18 protein-coding genes and 1 riboswitch are annotated in these 15,961 nt (G+C 34.0%); of the genes, 15 read left to right on the top strand and 3 right to left on the bottom strand.

Annotated features, from left to right (window positions below; translation table 11 throughout):
• The first annotated feature begins 224 nt into the window (after positions 1-224).
• The 4 genes from rplM to tsf all read left to right on the top strand — a co-directional run bounded on the left by rplM (position 225) and on the right by tsf (position 3,177).
• Positions 225-680 carry a 50S ribosomal protein L13 gene (gene rplM, locus OZP08_RS05930; protein WP_268848745.1) on the top strand — a complete coding sequence of 152 codons (456 nt, stop codon included), beginning with the start codon at positions 225-227 and terminating at the stop codon, positions 678-680.
• Positions 680-1,066: a 30S ribosomal protein S9 gene (gene rpsI / locus OZP08_RS05925; protein ID WP_268848744.1), complete on the top strand. Its 387-nt coding sequence runs from the start codon at positions 680-682 to the stop codon at positions 1,064-1,066. Before rplM ends, rpsI begins: the two co-directional genes overlap by 1 nt.
• 243 nt (positions 1,067-1,309) lie before the next feature.
• Positions 1,310-2,089: a 30S ribosomal protein S2 gene (gene rpsB / locus OZP08_RS05920; protein ID WP_268848743.1), complete on the top strand. Its 780-nt coding sequence runs from the start codon at positions 1,310-1,312 to the stop codon at positions 2,087-2,089.
• 125 nt (positions 2,090-2,214) lie between these two features.
• Entirely contained in the window at positions 2,215-3,177 is a 963-nt protein-coding gene (gene tsf / locus OZP08_RS05915) for a translation elongation factor Ts (protein WP_268848742.1), read from the top strand.
• 328 nt (positions 3,178-3,505) lie between these two features.
• On the opposite strand, the gene OZP08_RS05910 is transcribed toward tsf, so the two are convergent.
• Positions 3,506-4,744 (bottom strand): MFS transporter, encoded by a 1,239-nt coding sequence (locus OZP08_RS05910; RefSeq protein WP_268848741.1) that lies wholly within the window; start codon positions 4,742-4,744, stop codon positions 3,506-3,508.
• A 224-nt stretch (positions 4,745-4,968) separates the two neighbouring features.
• Between OZP08_RS05910 and OZP08_RS05905 the strand changes: the two genes are divergently transcribed.
• The 11 genes from OZP08_RS05905 (at position 4,969) to OZP08_RS05855 (ending at position 14,816) form a co-directional block, all read left to right on the top strand.
• Positions 4,969-6,027, top strand: coding sequence for a Ppx/GppA phosphatase family protein (locus OZP08_RS05905; protein ID WP_268848740.1), 1,059 nt, complete (start codon positions 4,969-4,971; stop codon positions 6,025-6,027).
• 141 nt (positions 6,028-6,168) lie between these two features.
• Positions 6,169-6,885, top strand: a complete 717-nt coding sequence (locus OZP08_RS05900) for a hypothetical protein (RefSeq protein ID WP_268848739.1) — start codon at positions 6,169-6,171, stop codon at positions 6,883-6,885.
• Positions 6,885-7,448, top strand: coding sequence for a DNA-3-methyladenine glycosylase I (locus OZP08_RS05895; protein WP_268848738.1), 564 nt, complete (start codon positions 6,885-6,887; stop codon positions 7,446-7,448). Before OZP08_RS05900 ends, OZP08_RS05895 begins: the two co-directional genes overlap by 1 nt.
• A gap of 109 nt (positions 7,449-7,557) precedes the next feature.
• Positions 7,558-7,653, top strand: a riboswitch (TPP riboswitch).
• Positions 7,654-7,716: 63 nt separating this feature from the next.
• Positions 7,717-7,923 (top strand): sulfur carrier protein ThiS, encoded by a 207-nt coding sequence (gene thiS, locus OZP08_RS05890; protein ID WP_268848737.1) that lies wholly within the window; start codon positions 7,717-7,719, stop codon positions 7,921-7,923.
• Between the two features lie 148 nt (positions 7,924-8,071).
• Positions 8,072-9,895 (top strand): phosphomethylpyrimidine synthase ThiC, encoded by a 1,824-nt coding sequence (gene thiC / locus OZP08_RS05885; RefSeq protein ID WP_268848736.1) that lies wholly within the window; start codon positions 8,072-8,074, stop codon positions 9,893-9,895.
• A 78-nt stretch (positions 9,896-9,973) separates the two neighbouring features.
• Entirely contained in the window at positions 9,974-10,585 is a 612-nt protein-coding gene (locus OZP08_RS05880) for a thiamine phosphate synthase (RefSeq protein WP_268848735.1), read from the top strand.
• Positions 10,558-11,313: a hydroxymethylpyrimidine/phosphomethylpyrimidine kinase gene (locus tag OZP08_RS05875; RefSeq protein ID WP_268848734.1), complete on the top strand. Its 756-nt coding sequence runs from the start codon at positions 10,558-10,560 to the stop codon at positions 11,311-11,313. Before OZP08_RS05880 ends, OZP08_RS05875 begins: the two co-directional genes overlap by 28 nt.
• A complete protein-coding gene (locus OZP08_RS05870; protein ID WP_281323215.1) occupies positions 11,306-11,944 on the top strand; it encodes a thiamine phosphate synthase in 639 nt (212 codons plus the stop codon). The genes OZP08_RS05875 and OZP08_RS05870 overlap by 8 nt, the downstream gene beginning before the upstream one ends.
• Entirely contained in the window at positions 11,925-12,701 is a 777-nt protein-coding gene (locus OZP08_RS05865; RefSeq protein ID WP_268848733.1) for a thiazole synthase, read from the top strand. The genes OZP08_RS05870 and OZP08_RS05865 overlap by 20 nt, the downstream gene beginning before the upstream one ends.
• 198 nt (positions 12,702-12,899) lie before the next feature.
• A complete protein-coding gene (gene thiH / locus OZP08_RS05860; RefSeq protein ID WP_281323214.1) occupies positions 12,900-14,057 on the top strand; it encodes a 2-iminoacetate synthase ThiH in 1,158 nt (385 codons plus the stop codon).
• A 48-nt stretch (positions 14,058-14,105) separates the two neighbouring features.
• Positions 14,106-14,816: a HesA/MoeB/ThiF family protein gene (locus tag OZP08_RS05855; protein ID WP_281323213.1), complete on the top strand. Its 711-nt coding sequence runs from the start codon at positions 14,106-14,108 to the stop codon at positions 14,814-14,816.
• Between the two features lie 28 nt (positions 14,817-14,844).
• On the opposite strand, the gene aat is transcribed toward OZP08_RS05855, so the two are convergent.
• Complete coding sequence (aat, locus tag OZP08_RS05850; protein WP_268848732.1) at positions 14,845-15,483, bottom strand: leucyl/phenylalanyl-tRNA--protein transferase; 639 nt, start codon at positions 15,481-15,483, stop codon at positions 14,845-14,847.
• Between the two features lie 84 nt (positions 15,484-15,567).
• Positions 15,568-15,942 carry a DUF3127 domain-containing protein gene (locus OZP08_RS05845; RefSeq protein ID WP_268848731.1) on the bottom strand — a complete coding sequence of 125 codons (375 nt, stop codon included), beginning with the start codon at positions 15,940-15,942 and terminating at the stop codon, positions 15,568-15,570.
• Positions 15,943-15,961 lie beyond the last annotated feature (19 nt).

Raw genomic sequence — 15,961 nt, 5'->3', positions numbered from 1 at the left:
GAAAAGTACAAAAATTTTACTATACCAAAAAGATTTTTGATGCAAAATACTGCAAATAAAGGATCTTCAATAAAAATAAAAATAAAATACCTTAAATATACATTTGATAATCAGGACCAACCATATTGAAAAATAATCAATTAAGCTATTTGGATTTAAAATAATTAATTGTACTTTTGCAACCCCTTTATTGGGGATGGAATGTTTAATTAAAATATATTATTGTGAACGCATTAAGCTACAAGACAATTTCAGCAACAAAAGCCAATTCTACAAAAGAATGGATCGTTGTAGACGCTGACGGTCATAACTTAGGTCGTCTTGCTTCAAAAGTCGCTATGATTTTAAGAGGTAAATACAAACCAAGTTATACACCACACGTGGACTGTGGAGATAACGTAATCGTTATCAACGCAGAAAAAATCAACCTTACAGGTAACAAAATGGATGAGAAAACATACATCCGTCACACTGGTTACCCTGGAGGACAAAGAACTTTAACTGCCAAAGTATTGCAAGCTAAAAACCCTGCATTATTAGTAGAGAAAGCTGTAAAAGGGATGTTACCTAAAAACAAATTAGGAGCTGAACTTTTTAGAAATTTAAATGTTGTTGTTGGTTCAGAGCACAAACAAGGAGCTCAAAAACCTAGAACTGTTAACCTAAACGATCTTAAGTAATGGGAGTTATTCACAAAATCGGTAGAAGAAAAACCGCTGTTGCACGTGTTTATGTTTCTGAAGGAACAGGAGTAATCACTGTAAACAAAAAGCCATTCGCAACTTATTTCCCAACTGCAACTTTACAATACAAAGTTTTGCAACCAATGTCTATGACAGAGAACGCATCAAACTTTGACGTAAAAGTAAACGTTTATGGAGGTGGTTCAAATGGACAAGCAGAAGCTGTAAGAATGGCATTGGCACGTGTTATGTGTGATGTAAATGCTGAAAACAGAGCTATCTTGAAACCAGAAGGTTTATTAACTAGAGACCCAAGAATGGTTGAACGTAAGAAATTCGGTCAGAAGAAAGCTCGTAAGAGATTCCAATTCTCTAAACGTTAATATTACCTGTCTTGTATTATTCGTACAAGACATTCTAGAATGTATTAAAAAAATTAAAACAATGTTGTTGTTGTCCAGCCGAGGTTGGAAATTAGTTTAGCATCTAAATGAAACCGGGATTAAAAGATTAAAAATTGAATAATTAAAAAAATTAGACTCTAAAATTTTTAACTCTTTGAATTTTTAAATCATTAAATCTAAAACGGGACATTGCTAATCAACAGAACGTAAACTAGTACAAAAATGTCAAACAAAGTAGAAGTAAAAGAATTACTAGAAGCAGGTGTTCATTTTGGACACATGACTAGAAAATGGGACCCAAATATGGCTCCTTACATTTATATGGAACGTAATGGTATACACATTATCAATCTATATAAAACTGCAGCAAAAATCGAAGAAGCTAACGAAGCTTTGAAAAAAATCGCTGCATCAGGTAGAAAAATATTATTTGTTGCTACCAAGAAACAAGCAAAAGACATCGTTGCTGATAAAGCAAAAGCTGCAAACATGCCTTACATCACTGAAAGATGGCCAGGTGGAATGCTAACTAACTTCGTAACTATCAGAAAGGCAGTTAAAAAAATGTCTTCTATTGATAAAATGAAGAAAGATGGTACTTTCAACACTCTATCTAAAAAAGAGCGTTTGCAAGTTGATCGTCTTCGTGCTAAATTAGAGAAAAACTTAGGATCAATCGCAGATATGTCTAGACTACCTGCTGCATTGTTCGTAGTAGATATCAAAGCTGAACACATCGCAATAAAAGAAGCACAAAAATTAAACATTCCAGTTTTCGCAATGGTTGATACTAACTCTGATCCACGTGAAGTAGATTATGTTATCCCTGCAAATGATGATGCTTCTAAATCAATTGATAAAATTTTATCTTTAGTAACTACTTCAATTATCGATGGTCTTGCAAACAGAACTTCTGATAAAGAAACTGATGCTAATGAAGTTGTTGCTGAAGCTGAAGCTCCAGCAGTTGAAGCTAACGAGGCTCCAGCAACTGAAGAATAAATCAAATTTTAAATTCCAAATTTAAATTCCAAATTCCAAAATCAGATTTTTAACCATCTGATAACGTTGGAATTTGGGATTTGAAGATTGGAATTTTTACTTTTAACATTAAAATTCAAAATATTATGGCAACAATTACTGCTGCAGACGTAAATAAATTAAGACAAACTACAGGTGCCGGAATGATGGACTGTAAAAAAGCTTTAGTTGAAGCTGATGGAGATTTCGATAAAGCTATACAAAACCTTAGAGAAAAAGGACAAAAAGTTGCTGCTAACCGTTCTGACCGTGAGTCTTCAGAAGGAGCTGCTGTTTCTTTTATTAATGCTGACAAAACTAAAGGAGCTATCATCACTTTAAACTGTGAGACAGATTTCGTAGGTAAAAACGAAGCTTTCGTAACTTTAGCTAAAGAATTAGTTGAAAGAGCTATTAACTTTTCTTCAAAAGAGGAATTTTTAGCTTCAGATTTCAACGGAATTACTGTTGCTGAAAAATTAATCGAGCAAACTGGTGTTATCGGTGAAAAAATCGAAATCGGTGGCTTTGAAATTTTAGAAGGCGCTTTCGTAGGATCTTATGTTCACGTTAACAAGATTGCTGCATTAACTGCAATTTCTGCACCAATTGCTAATGGTGACGTTTTAACTAAAGACATCTCTATGCAAGTTGCTTCTATGGGAGCTGACACATTATCTTACAAAGATTTTGACCCATCTTTCGTTGCTTCTGAACTTGCTGCTCGTATTGCAATAATCGAAAAAGAAAATGAAGAGGCAAAACGTTTAGGAAAAACTTTAAAAAATGTTCCTAAATACATTTCTTTCTCTCAATTAACTGAAGAAGTTATCAAACAAGCTGAAGAAGATGCTAAAGCTGAATTAAAAGCCGAAGGAAAACCAGAACAAATTTGGGATAAAATTATTCCAGGAAAAATTCAGCGTTTCATTTCTGATAATACAACTTTAGATCAAGAGAAAGCTTTATTAGATCAAAACTTCATCAAAGATGACAGTAAAAAAGTAGGTGATTATGTAAAAGGATTCAACGTTGAAATCTCAGGTTTCAAAAGAGTTACTTTAGGATAATCTAATTTAGTTTTAAAATATAAAATCCCATCTTGTTTATTACGAGATGGGATTTTTTCATTAAATCACATTTTAGGTCGACAAATAAATTCAAATACAAGTGCTACACGAAACGCTGTTACAACACACAACAAGAGCATTTCTTAATTAAGATTAAAACATTATCCTCCTTTCAAAATACTATCAAAAAACAAGCAAAAACCAGCCCTTATTAAACAAAAAAAGCGGCAGTAAACAAAATGTTACTACCGCTTAAAATTTATTCTAATAAAACCCTTTTCAGGATTAAGTGTTTCTATAATCTAAATAAAATTAAAACAGACCCGTTTTATTCATCAAGAAAAATAGCATCTACTTTCTTATCCGTATCTACTTCTTCTTTCTCAACCATAGCAAACAACTTAAACACTAGTAAAGAACCAACCAATCCTAGAGCTGCCATAAATATCCAGTTAGAATCATATCCAGACCTTTGAATGATTTCCATTCCGCTTTTAGCGCTCAAAATATGAGCAAAACTATAACTCATTGTAAAAGCAGCCATATATTTCCCTTCATGCGATTCATATGATCTCCCCATTGCAAATGAATTAGCAAATGGGAAAGTCAACATTACACCAAATGTCATAAACAACATCATAGGAATCAAAGTAGCTTCCCAAGGCATTAACAAAAGCAAGAAGCTAGAAGACATAAACAAAAGTCCAATAAAAATAACTCTATGATTATCTATTTTATTTTTAATAACATAATTCACAATAGGAAGCTCAAAAAGCAAAATAAGAAGTCCATTTAAACTCAAAAGTAACCCACTATCAAATTCCGACATATTGAAACGTTCTTTATGATACAATGGTAATGTGGTGAAAATTTGAAAAAATAGTATCCCAGTTATCATACAGATCAATAAATGTAACATAAAAGGGCGATCTTTTCTTATTGAAACCTTTTTATAACCATCATGGTGCTTTTTCAACTTCACAGGCAACGCTTTTTCCTTAACAAAAAGCATAAAAACAATTATTGCTAATATACAGGTTGCTCCATCTACATAAAAGATGTACTCATAACCCATTTGCATAATAATCAAACCACCTAATACTGGCCCGAAAAGGAATCCTAAGTTAACCGCTGCACGCGTTAATGCAAAAGCACGAGCTCTGTTTTCTTTTTTAGTAAACGTTTTTAAACATACAAGCATAGCTGGTCTAAACATATCTGCAACAGTAGTCAATACAAGTATACCTACACAAAGTGCTTCAAAAGTGGTTGCATATTGCAACAAAATAAACACTATACCACTGGTAAACAAACTGAACACCATGACTTTATAAAAGCCAATTTTATCAGATAATTTACCACTAAGCCAAGTTCCTATTATAGAACCCACTCCAAAGAAAACCATAACCCAGCCAATTTGACTGTACGTGAATTGCAAATTTTCTTTCATGTATTTTGACAAGAAAGGTATCACCATAGTCCCTGCACGGTTGATGAATGTAATTAAAGTAAGTATCCAAATCTCTTTTGGAAAATCTTTAAAATTGTCGAGGTATTTTTTTATCATAATCATTTGTTTTTTTGGGGCAAAAAATTTTCTATCTTGGCAAAAATAGATTTTTTTTTAAATCAACCAACAATCAATAAGTTAAAAAAAATAAACATTTTAATAACAATTAAATAACAAATCAGCTTTAAAAAAAAGTTACACAAAAAAGTAAATAAAAAAAGGAAATCATATATTTTTAATATAGATTTGCAAACAACAAAAAACCCCAAACAATTAAGAACATGAAAGAAAAAATTTACATTTTGATAGCTTGTTTTATTCTTTCCTATTCAGCACAAGCCCAGCTATATGGCGGAATTGAGATAGGAAGTAAAGGAATAAAAATGACTGTCCTTGACGTCGAAAATTTAAAAAGAAACACCTACGATGTAAAAGAGTTTTGGACTGAAAACGTAGGTATCGCAGCTGGTATTGGAATAGACGGTGCATTATTGCAAGAAGATATTGACAAAGCTGGTGCAGTAGTTTACAACAACTACAAAAAAATGCTTTCTGAATACCGAATTGAAGACAAAAACATTTTCATTGTTGCTTCTTCAGGTGTAGGTTTAGCAAACAACACTAATGACTTAGTGGCAAAAATTAAAGAATTAACAAACAAAAAAATTGAAATCATTTCTTCATCACTTGAAGCTAAATTACTTTTAAGAGGATGTATACCTCCTAAAAATTATTTAAGTTCAGTAATTATTGACATTGGAGGAGGAAATACAAAAGGAGGTTATGCCAAAGAAATCAATGGTTCTTCAGTATTTTTCCCAATTTCATGTGATTTAGGAACTGTTACATTAACTGAGCTTATCAATAAAAAATGTAAACAAAAAACAATATTTGAATTCAGTGAAAACTTATTTGACTACTTGCCTTCTATGAGAGAGAGTTTCAAAAAAATGTACATTAGTAGACCTGAATCTCAAGAAAAAAGTAATGTTTACATCTCAGGTGGTGCAGCTTGGGCTTTCTACACCTTATCAACTGGAGTAAAAGCAGAAGAAAACTTTACTCAAGTACAATATGATGACATTTTAGCAATCAGAACAATTGCAGAAAACAATTATCAAAGATTTGTAACAGGTGCTGAAAGTAATGTAGAAATGCAAAAAGTATTAAAAACATACCAGCAAAAATCATTAATAGCTGCTTTTAACCTTTTGGAGACTTCTCTTGAAGTTATTCCTAACATCCAAAATAAAAAGATCTATTTTGCTAAACAAGGTCAGATTGCTTGGTTAGTTAGTTATGTATTTGATAACGCTAAAGGTGTAAAACAAATCAATTAGACTTATCTAATAACCGTATTCTTAGAATAATTAAATCCCATTCATTAAATGTTTGGGATTTTTTTTTGCATTTTTCCATATTTGGTTTCATTAGAATTTAAAAAAAGTTAAATTTGAGAACAAAAGCATTAAACACTGACCATGAAGAATTTAAAAACACTATTTTCTTTTATATTTCTTGCTTTACTAATTAGTTGTGGAAGAAACGAGCCCAAAGAAAAAGAAATGGATTATCCAGAAGCTACAACTGCTATACCTAGCAATACAACCACAAAAACAAATAATACTATAAAAAAATCAACAGAATCAGAATCAGTATCAGTATCAGACCCAGAAACAGATAGTTCACACGAAGATTCAGGTTTGGCCACTGCTATACAAAGACAAATTCCAAATTCTAATACTTCTCAATTTCAAAGCAATCAAGATAGCAACCCTAACCTATCACATGTCCCATTAACTCATGTCATAACAGAAAAAAATGCAGAAGTTATCATCAACTCACCCTTGCGAAATTTATTAAGAAATGCTGAAATGGGTAAATCATACACTAAGAGTGAACTGATTCAAAAATACAAATTCCCAAAAGAAGCAGTAGACCTCGTTAAACATGTAACCTGTGTTGGTCCAAATAAATTATATTTCAATTGGGGATCTACTTGGCTAGTAGAAAAAGTTTCGGATGCCGAATTCGAAAATGACACAATGATTTTCACCTTCAAAAAAAACAAAACCTATGTTTCCGGGGGAGCTATCGGCATCAAATACAACAAAAAAATATACACAGAATTAATACTTAATAACGGATCAGCCTACATACCGTCAGTAAAAGGCTACCACTGGGAGATAAATAAATAATGAAAAAAGAACTTGTAAGATGCGGCTGGTGTAATTCGAGTGAATTATATCAAAAATACCATGATGAAGAATGGGGTGTTCCCGTTTATGAAGATTCGAAGTTATTTGAATTTCTAATACTGGAAACTTTCCAGGCAGGATTGAGCTGGATCACGATACTCAACAAAAGAGAAAATTTCAGAGTAGCTTTTGATGCATTCGATTATAAAAAAATCGCTAGCTATTCCGAAGACAAAGTTCAGGATTTAATGCAGGACCCAGGCATCATTCGTAACCAATTAAAAATACGTTCCGCAATTTCAAACGCTATAGCCTTTATGAAAGTGCAAGATGAATTTGGCAGTTTTTCCAAATACATTTGGGGCTTTGTAGATGGAAAACCTATTATAAACAATCGAAAAAGTTTAAGTGAAGTTCAAGCCACAACTCCCCTGTCTGACGCTATTAGTAAGGACTTAAAAAAACGTGGGTTCAAATTTGTTGGTTCAACAGTAGTATATGCCCACATGCAAGCCACTGGTATGGTAGATGACCATATAGCCGATTGCTGGAAGAGAAATTAGTTACCAAAAGACAAATTTGCCTTTCAGAAATATCACAAAAATATCAAGACTTCAAAAAGTTTTAAACATTAAACTTTTTAAACTTCTAAACTTTTTTAATTACATTTGCTCCAAACTTTAGGGGTGTCTACAATTGTAGGCTGAGATTTTACCCTCTGAACCTGATCTAGTTCATACTAGCGTAGGGAAAAGTAAGATGACTTCCGTGTACCATTGCGTACTCCTATAGCCATTCCTAAAGTATAACTTATACTAAATTCAAAAAGGAATGGAACTAAAAATTAACAATCAAATCAAACAATTTGCTCTTGACAGCCTAACTGTTCAAGCACTTCTTGACTTGGAACTTCCCGAAAAACAAAACGGAATCGCCATAGCGATCAATGCTACAGTTATTCCAAAAAACAACTGGAATAATCATTTCCTCAATCCAACCGACGATATTCTTATCATTTCTGCCACACAAGGCGGATAATAAATTTAAAAATTGGAAGATTTAAGAATTTAACGATTCGAATCTTTCAATCTTTCAATCTTTCAATCTTTCAATCTTTCAATCTTTCAATCTTTCAATCTTTCAATCTTTCAATCTTTCAATCTTTCAATAAAAAATAAAAAATAAAATGAGCAACGAAGAAAAAATCTCAAGAGCCCCTTTCCCTAACTCAAAAAAAGTATATATCGAAGGCGAAATACATCCGATTAAAGTAGCCATGCGTGAAATTTCACTAGCAGATACTAAATTATCCAACGGAAGAATCGAAAAAAATCCATCAGTAACCGTTTATGACACTTCTGGTCCATACACTGATCCAAACATAGATATTGATGTTCGAAAAGGATTGCCACGCATTCGCGAGCAATGGATTCTAGACCGTAATGATGTGGAAGAACTAACTGAAATCTCATCGGATTACGGAAAATCCCGTTTGAATAACGAGAAACTGGATCATTTGCGTTTTGAATATTTACACAAACCTATGCGTGCCAAAAAAGGAGCTAATGTATCCCAATTGCATTACGCAAAACAAGGCATCATCACTCCTGAAATGGAATACATTGCTATTCGTGAAAACCAACGCATCGAGCAATTGAATGAGCAAACCAAAGCGATGCAATGCCAACACGCAGGAAACAGCTTTGGCGCCAAAACTCCAAAAAGCAAAATCACACCTGAATTCGTAAGAAGCGAAGTAGCTCGTGGTCGTGCCATTATCCCTAATAACATCAACCATCCAGAAAGTGAACCTATGATTGTAGGTCGTAACTTTTTGGTTAAAATAAATGCAAACATTGGGAACAGTGCTGTTACTTCAAGTATTGAGGAAGAAGTAGAGAAAGCTGTCTGGGCTTGCCGTTGGGGTGCCGACACCATCATGGACTTATCAACCGGAAAAAACATACACGAAACCAGAGAATGGATTATTCGTAACTCACCAGTACCAATCGGGACGGTGCCTATATATCAAGCTCTAGAAAAAGTAAACGGAATTGCCGAAGATCTGACTTGGGAAGTCTTTCGCGACACTCTTATTGAGCAAGCAGAACAGGGAGTTTCTTATTTCACTATCCATGCTGGAGTTTTATTGCGCTATATTCACTTAACTGCAGAACGTGTAACAGGTATTGTTTCCCGTGGTGGTTCTATTATGGCAAAATGGTGTTTGTTTCACCACAAAGAAAACTTTCTTTACACTCACTTCGAGGACATTTGCGAAATCATGAAACAATACGATGTTGCCTTTTCTCTTGGAGATGGCTTACGTCCTGGTTCTATTGCAGATGCCAATGATGCTGCGCAATTTGCAGAATTAGAAACTCTTGGTGAATTAGCTAAAATTGCTTGGAAACATGATGTTCAAGTATTTATCGAAGGTCCTGGTCACGTCCCAATGCACATGATCAAAGAAAATATGGAGAAACAATTGGAACATTGTGATGAAGCTCCATTTTACACATTAGGCCCACTTACAACAGACATTGCACCTGGTTACGATCACATTACCTCAGCAATTGGAGCTGCAATGATTGGTTGGTACGGATGTGCTATGTTATGTTATGTTACTCCAAAAGAACATCTTGGTTTGCCAAATAAAAAAGACGTAAAAGACGGAGTAATAACCTATAAAATTGCCGCACACGCTGCCGACTTAGCCAAAGGACACCCTGGGTCACAATACCGTGACAATGCATTAAGCAAAGCACGATTTGAATTCCGCTGGGAAGATCAATTCAATTTATCATTAGATCCAGATACAGCAAGAGAATTTCATGATGAAACTCTACCTGCTGACGGTGCAAAAGTGGCGCATTTTTGTTCTATGTGCGGTCCTAAATTTTGCTCAATGAAAATTTCACAGGAAATACGTGATGTTGCCGAAGCCGAAAAAGGAATGCAAGAGAAGTCAGAAGAATTCATCGAACAAGGCAAAGAAATTTATATTTAAAATTGATAGAAAGATTGAAAGATTAAAAAATCTTGTATTTAAACCATCTTTCAATCTTTCAATTCTTAAATCAAAAAAATGATTGTAATTTCAAATCCAATTACAGTAGATAACGAAATCAACATTATTCATTCTCTTTTTGAGGAAGGTCTAATGTTATTTCATGTTCGAAAACCTCATTTTGGAATTTCCCAAATGAAACAATTTCTTTTGAACATCAATTCCAACTACAGAGATCGTTTGGTTTTACACAGTCATTATGATATTGCCGAAGAATTTGGTATTAATCGTATTCATTTTAGCGAAAGCAAGCGAAAAGTAACACTAATGCTACCTAATAACTTGCCCTTTGCTCAGCATACAAAAAAAGGTTTCCGATTGTCGACATCAGTTCACTCCATTGAAGATTTTAATGAATTAGACGATAGTTTCGAATATGCCTTTTTAGCACCGGTCTATCCAAGTATATCTAAAGAAAATTATTTTTCTAAAGTAAATCTACTTGAAACTATTAAAAATCGTAACAATTATTCGACTTCACTCGTTGCTTTGGGCGGAATAGAATCTAAAAACATCAAAAAAACATTAAAAAAAGGGTTTGATAAAGTAGCCATTTTAGGAACCATTTGGAATCGGAACAATCCCATCGAAAATTTTAAATCATGTCAGAAAATCATCCAATCGTTTTAACAATAGCGGGATTTGATCCTTCGGGTGGTGCGGGAGTTTTGGCAGATATCAAAACTTTTGAGCAACACAAAGTACTTGGATTTGCAATCAATACAGCAAACACAATACAAACCGAGAATGAGTTTCATAGAATACAATGGACTCCTATTGATTTTGTTGTAGAATCTATAATGGTCCTTTTGGCAAGTTATCCTGTTAGAGTGGCCAAAATTGGCATAGTACCCTCATTTGACTATTTGAATGAAATAATCATTTTTCTAAAAAAGCATTCACCGAATATCAAAATCATTTGGGATCCAATTATAAAATCCTCAACCAATTTTGAATTTTTATCCCTACGGGATCAAAATATTCTAACAAAAATTCTTAGTCAAATCGAGTTGATTACACCAAATTATAATGAAATCAAATACTTTAATCCTGAAGAAGACAATACACATACTATTGCAAAGTCCTATTCCAATTATTGTTCAATTTTACTAAAAGGAGGACACAACCCTTACGAAACTGGTGTTGATTATCTTTTTACCAAAGACGATCTTTACAAGCTTTTACCAAAAATCGATAATTATTATGAAAAACACGGATCTGGCTGTGTTCTTTCCTCAGCAATTACTGCCAATCTTGCATTAGGACAAAACTTAAAAATGGCTTGTCAAAATGCAAAACTATATATAGAAAACTTTTTACTTTCTAACCCAACTAAACTAGGATACCATTATGTATAATAAACTACAATACATCTCCCAAGGAGACACAATCAAAGAACAATTGTACAACATTCACGAAGCTTTAGACAATGGGTGCGATTGGATACAAATGCGATTCAAGAATCAAAAACCAAAAAAAACATTTGCTTTGGCAGAAGCCGTACATTTCTTGTGTGAAGAATACCTAGCCAACTTCATCATAAACGATGATGTACATTTAGCTGAACAAATAGCTGCTGATGGTGTTCATCTTGGACTTACTGACACAAGCATTCTAGAAGCGCGAGCTATTCTGGGAGAAACCAAAATTATTGGAGCAACCGCAAATACTTTTGAAGACATAACAAATCATATTAATAACGGCTGCGATTATATTGGCCTAGGCCCCTTTCAATTCACAAAAACAAAAGAAAACTTAAGTCCAATTTTAGGATTAGACGGTTATCGTTCAATTATAAACAAACTCAATACTAAGCAAAAAGAAATGCCAATTTATGCCATTGGTGGTATTACATTAGAAAATGTCGATGCTTTAATGACAACAGGAATTCATGGTATTGCAGTTTCGGGCATTATTACCGAAAGTGATCAAAAAAACAAACTCATCACACAACTTAACGAAAAATTATATGCCAACGTCATTATTTAAAATAGGAGACAAAACTCTACAATCCAGACTATTTTTAGGAACTGGAAAATTTGGCTCAAATACTGAAATGGAAGATGCCATTATATCTTCTGAAAGCGAATTGGTAACCGTAGCGCTAAAAAGAATTGATTTAGAAACCGACACCGATGCTATTTTAAATCACTTAAAACATCCTAGAATAAATTTATTACCCAACACTTCGGGAGCAAGAAATGCCAAAGAAGCCATTTTTGCGGCACAATTGGCCAGAGAAGCTTTAGAAACCAATTGGTTAAAACTTGAAATTCATCCAGATCCTAAATACTTAATGCCTGATGCTATAGAAACCCTAAAAGCAACTGAAGCATTGGCTAAATTAGGATTCATCGTTTTGCCTTACATACATGCTGATCCGGTTTTATGTAAACATCTAGAAAATGCTGGAACTACCGCAGTAATGCCATTGGGCTCTCCCATTGGTAGCAACAAAGGATTAAAAACAATAGATTTTCTAGAAATAATAATAGAACAAAGCAAGGTTCCGGTAATTATTGATGCTGGCATTGGCGCTCCATCTGATGCAGCCAAAGCCATGGAAATGGGAGCGGATGCTGTACTGGTAAATACAGCAATTGCAGTAGCTGGAAATCCTAAATTAATGGCTGAAGCCTTTAAAGAAGCCGTAATTTCAGGAAGAAAAGCATTTGAAGCGAAACTGGGACAACAATACAAACAAGCAGTAGCCTCAAGTCCTTTGACCGCTTTTTTATATGAATAATATATTTTAAATGGTACGCAGATTTTGCAGATTCACGCAAATAAAAATCAACAAGATCAGCTGAATTTACATACAAAAAAAACACAAACATATTTACTCAGACCAAAATTAAAAGACACTCATTATAAAAATCTGCGGAAATCATCAAAATCTGCGTACAAGATAACAACTCACAGATTTCGTAAAAAACAAAATGAAATGAAAACATTCAAATCGGTTTTTGGGAATTATGATTGGGACACCATTCAAACCAGAATATACCAAACAACCACAAGGCAGGTAGAACAGGTATTGGCTAAAAGCAAAAGAAATCTAGATGATTTTATCACTTTGATTTCGCCAGCAGCCACAGTCTATTTGGAGCAAATGGCACAAGAATGCCACGAATTGACCAAAAAACGCTTTGGAAAAACTATACAGATGTATGCTCCATTGTATTTGAGCAACGAATGTCAAAACATTTGTACTTATTGCGGATTTAGTTTAGACAATAAAATCAAACGCAAAACATTATCCGATGCTGAAATAAAACTAGAAGTTGAGGCTTTGAAAGAGACAGGCTTTGATCATGTACTATTGGTTACCGGCGAGGCTAATTACACCGTAAACATCAATTATTTTCTAAATGCGATTGACCAAATAAAAGAACAATTCTCAACCATTTCTGTAGAAGTCCAGCCCCTATCTACTGAAGAATACCAACGATTACATGAAGCTGGAGTCTATTCGGTTTTAGTATATCAAGAAACGTATCATCAGGAGGTATATAAAAAGTATCACACCAAAGGCAAAAAATCTAATTTTGATTATCGATTGGAAACACCCGACAGAATTGGAAAAGCAGGAATTCACAAGATTGGATTGGGTGTGTTACTCGGTTTGGAAGATTGGAGAACAGATAGTTTTTTTAATGCCCTGCATTTAGACTATTTACAGAAAACATATTGGCAAACGAAATATTCGGTTTCATTCCCGAGATTGCGCCCAGCAGAAGGAATTATTGAACCCAACTTTATTATGGACGATAAAGATTTGACACAACTCATTTGTGCTTATCGCTTATGGAATGAAGATTTGGAGATTTCAATATCTACTCGAGAAAACGAAAACTTCAGAAATAATATCATCCCAATTGGAGTAACCAGTATGAGTGCGGGTTCCAAGACCAATCCGGGTGGTTACGTTGTTGACCCTCAATCCTTGGAACAATTTGAGATTAGCGATGAACGTTCCGCCGAGGAAATTGCCAAAATAATTAGCAATAAAGGATACGAACCCATTTGGAAAGATTGGGACAGAACATATAGTAAAAAGTCAAAAGCCGAAGGTCATAAAGAAAACCCTATTCTTAATTAATCCCTCCTTTCGACTTTATTACTTTCTAACTTTAAGACTTAATAAAAAATGAGTATCGTTCAAGAATATTTAAGATATAACCGTCAAGTGATGTTACCTGAAATAGGTGAAGAAGGGCAAAAAAAATTAAAAAATGCCAAAGTTTTAGTCATAGGCGCTGGCGGACTGGGCTGTCCAATATTACAGTACATTGCTACAGCTGGAGTGGGAACCATTGGCATTGTAGATTTTGACAAAATCGAGCTTCATAACTTGCATCGCCAAATTCTATATACCGAAAAACAAGTGGGGCTTAGCAAATCCAAAACGGCAAAAGAAACATTAGAAATAATGAATCCTTTGATTACAATTATAGCTTTCGAAGAAAAATTGACCTCTGAAAATGCCAGCCAGATTATGCAGGATTTTGATCTTGTTGTAGATGGATCCGATAATTTTGAAACCCGTTATCTAGCAAATGACACTTGTATTGCTTTAGGAAAAACATTGGTTTATGGCAGTATTTTAAAATTTGAAGGTCAATTGGCCGTTTTCAATCATAATGGCACAAAAAACCTTAGAGATTTGTTTCCGGAACCACCCAACCCAAAAGATGTACCTAACTGCAATTTGAATGGCGTATTGGGAACATTACCAGGAATGATCGGGACTATGATGGCACACGAAACCTTAAAAATAATAATGGATTTACCAACATTAGAAAATGAGTTGGTATTGTTTAATACTTTGAATTGGAGTTTTACAAAGTTGAACTTCTAAGATTTTTACTTACTTTACAACTAAGAAATTAAACCGTTTTTAAAATCTCCATAAAAACGGTTCTTTCTATTTCTACACAGCCTAAACTTTCAAGATGTTCATTATACACTTGGCAATCTAAAAGTTGGTAATTATCTTTTTTAAGCTGATTAGCCAAAGCTATAAAAGCAACTTTAGAAGCATTTGAAACCAAAGAAAACATACTTTCACCACAGAAAACATGGCCCAAATCGATACCATATAATCCACCAACCAATTGATCGTTCTGCCATACCTCAACCGATTTTGCCATTCCCAATTCGTTGAGTTTACAATAAGCATCAATCATTTCATTGGTAATCCAGGTTCCGATCTGCCCGTTTCGCTTTACTTGCTGACAATTAGAAATAACTTCTCTAAAATTTTGATTGAAAGTAACTTTAAAATGATTCCGATTCAGAATATTTCTCATACTTTTTGAAACAATCAATTCATCAAAGAATAATACCATCCTAGGGTCGGGAGCCCACCAAATAATTGGTTCTCCTTCGTTAAACCAAGGAAAAATTCCGCTTTTGTAGGCTAACTGCAACCGCTCTGGAGACAAGTCACCTCCAAATGCAAGAATTCCATCAACATCAGCGTCAGAAACTGGTGGAAAGAATAAAGCTTTAGATAAGTAATACATTTTTCAATTTCAAAAATAAAAAAAGTCAGAAATTCAAGTAACCTCAAACTTCTGACTTTTTAATTCTAATTACTCTTTTATATCTTAGAATGGCAAATCGTCTGCTTCTTCTTCATTTAAGTTAGTAGCTGGTGCAAAAGTAGCAGCTGCTGGCATTGGAGGAGCTTGTTGAACTGGTGCATCAGCAGCCATTCTTTCAATTCTCCATCCTTGAATACTATTAAAATATTTAGTTTCTCCTTGTGGATTAACCCATTCTCTTCCTCTTAAATTGATAGAAACTTTTACGGCTTCCCCTATGTTATAATTGCTTAGCAAATCACATTTATCTTGTGTAAATTCTATCATGATGTGCTGTGGATATTGCTCATCAGTAGTAACAACCAGCTCTCTTTTTCTAAATGATGCGCTTACTTGTTGTTCTGGGTTAACAACTTTAATTTTTCCTAATACTTCCATCTTCTTTTATTTAATTATT

Source organism: Flavobacterium aestivum, from assembly GCF_026870175.2.
GTDB classification, from domain to species: domain Bacteria; phylum Bacteroidota; class Bacteroidia; order Flavobacteriales; family Flavobacteriaceae; genus Flavobacterium; species Flavobacterium aestivum.
The sequence above is the reverse complement of the archived record's forward strand: the minus strand, read 5'-3'. Positions and strand labels throughout refer to the sequence as shown.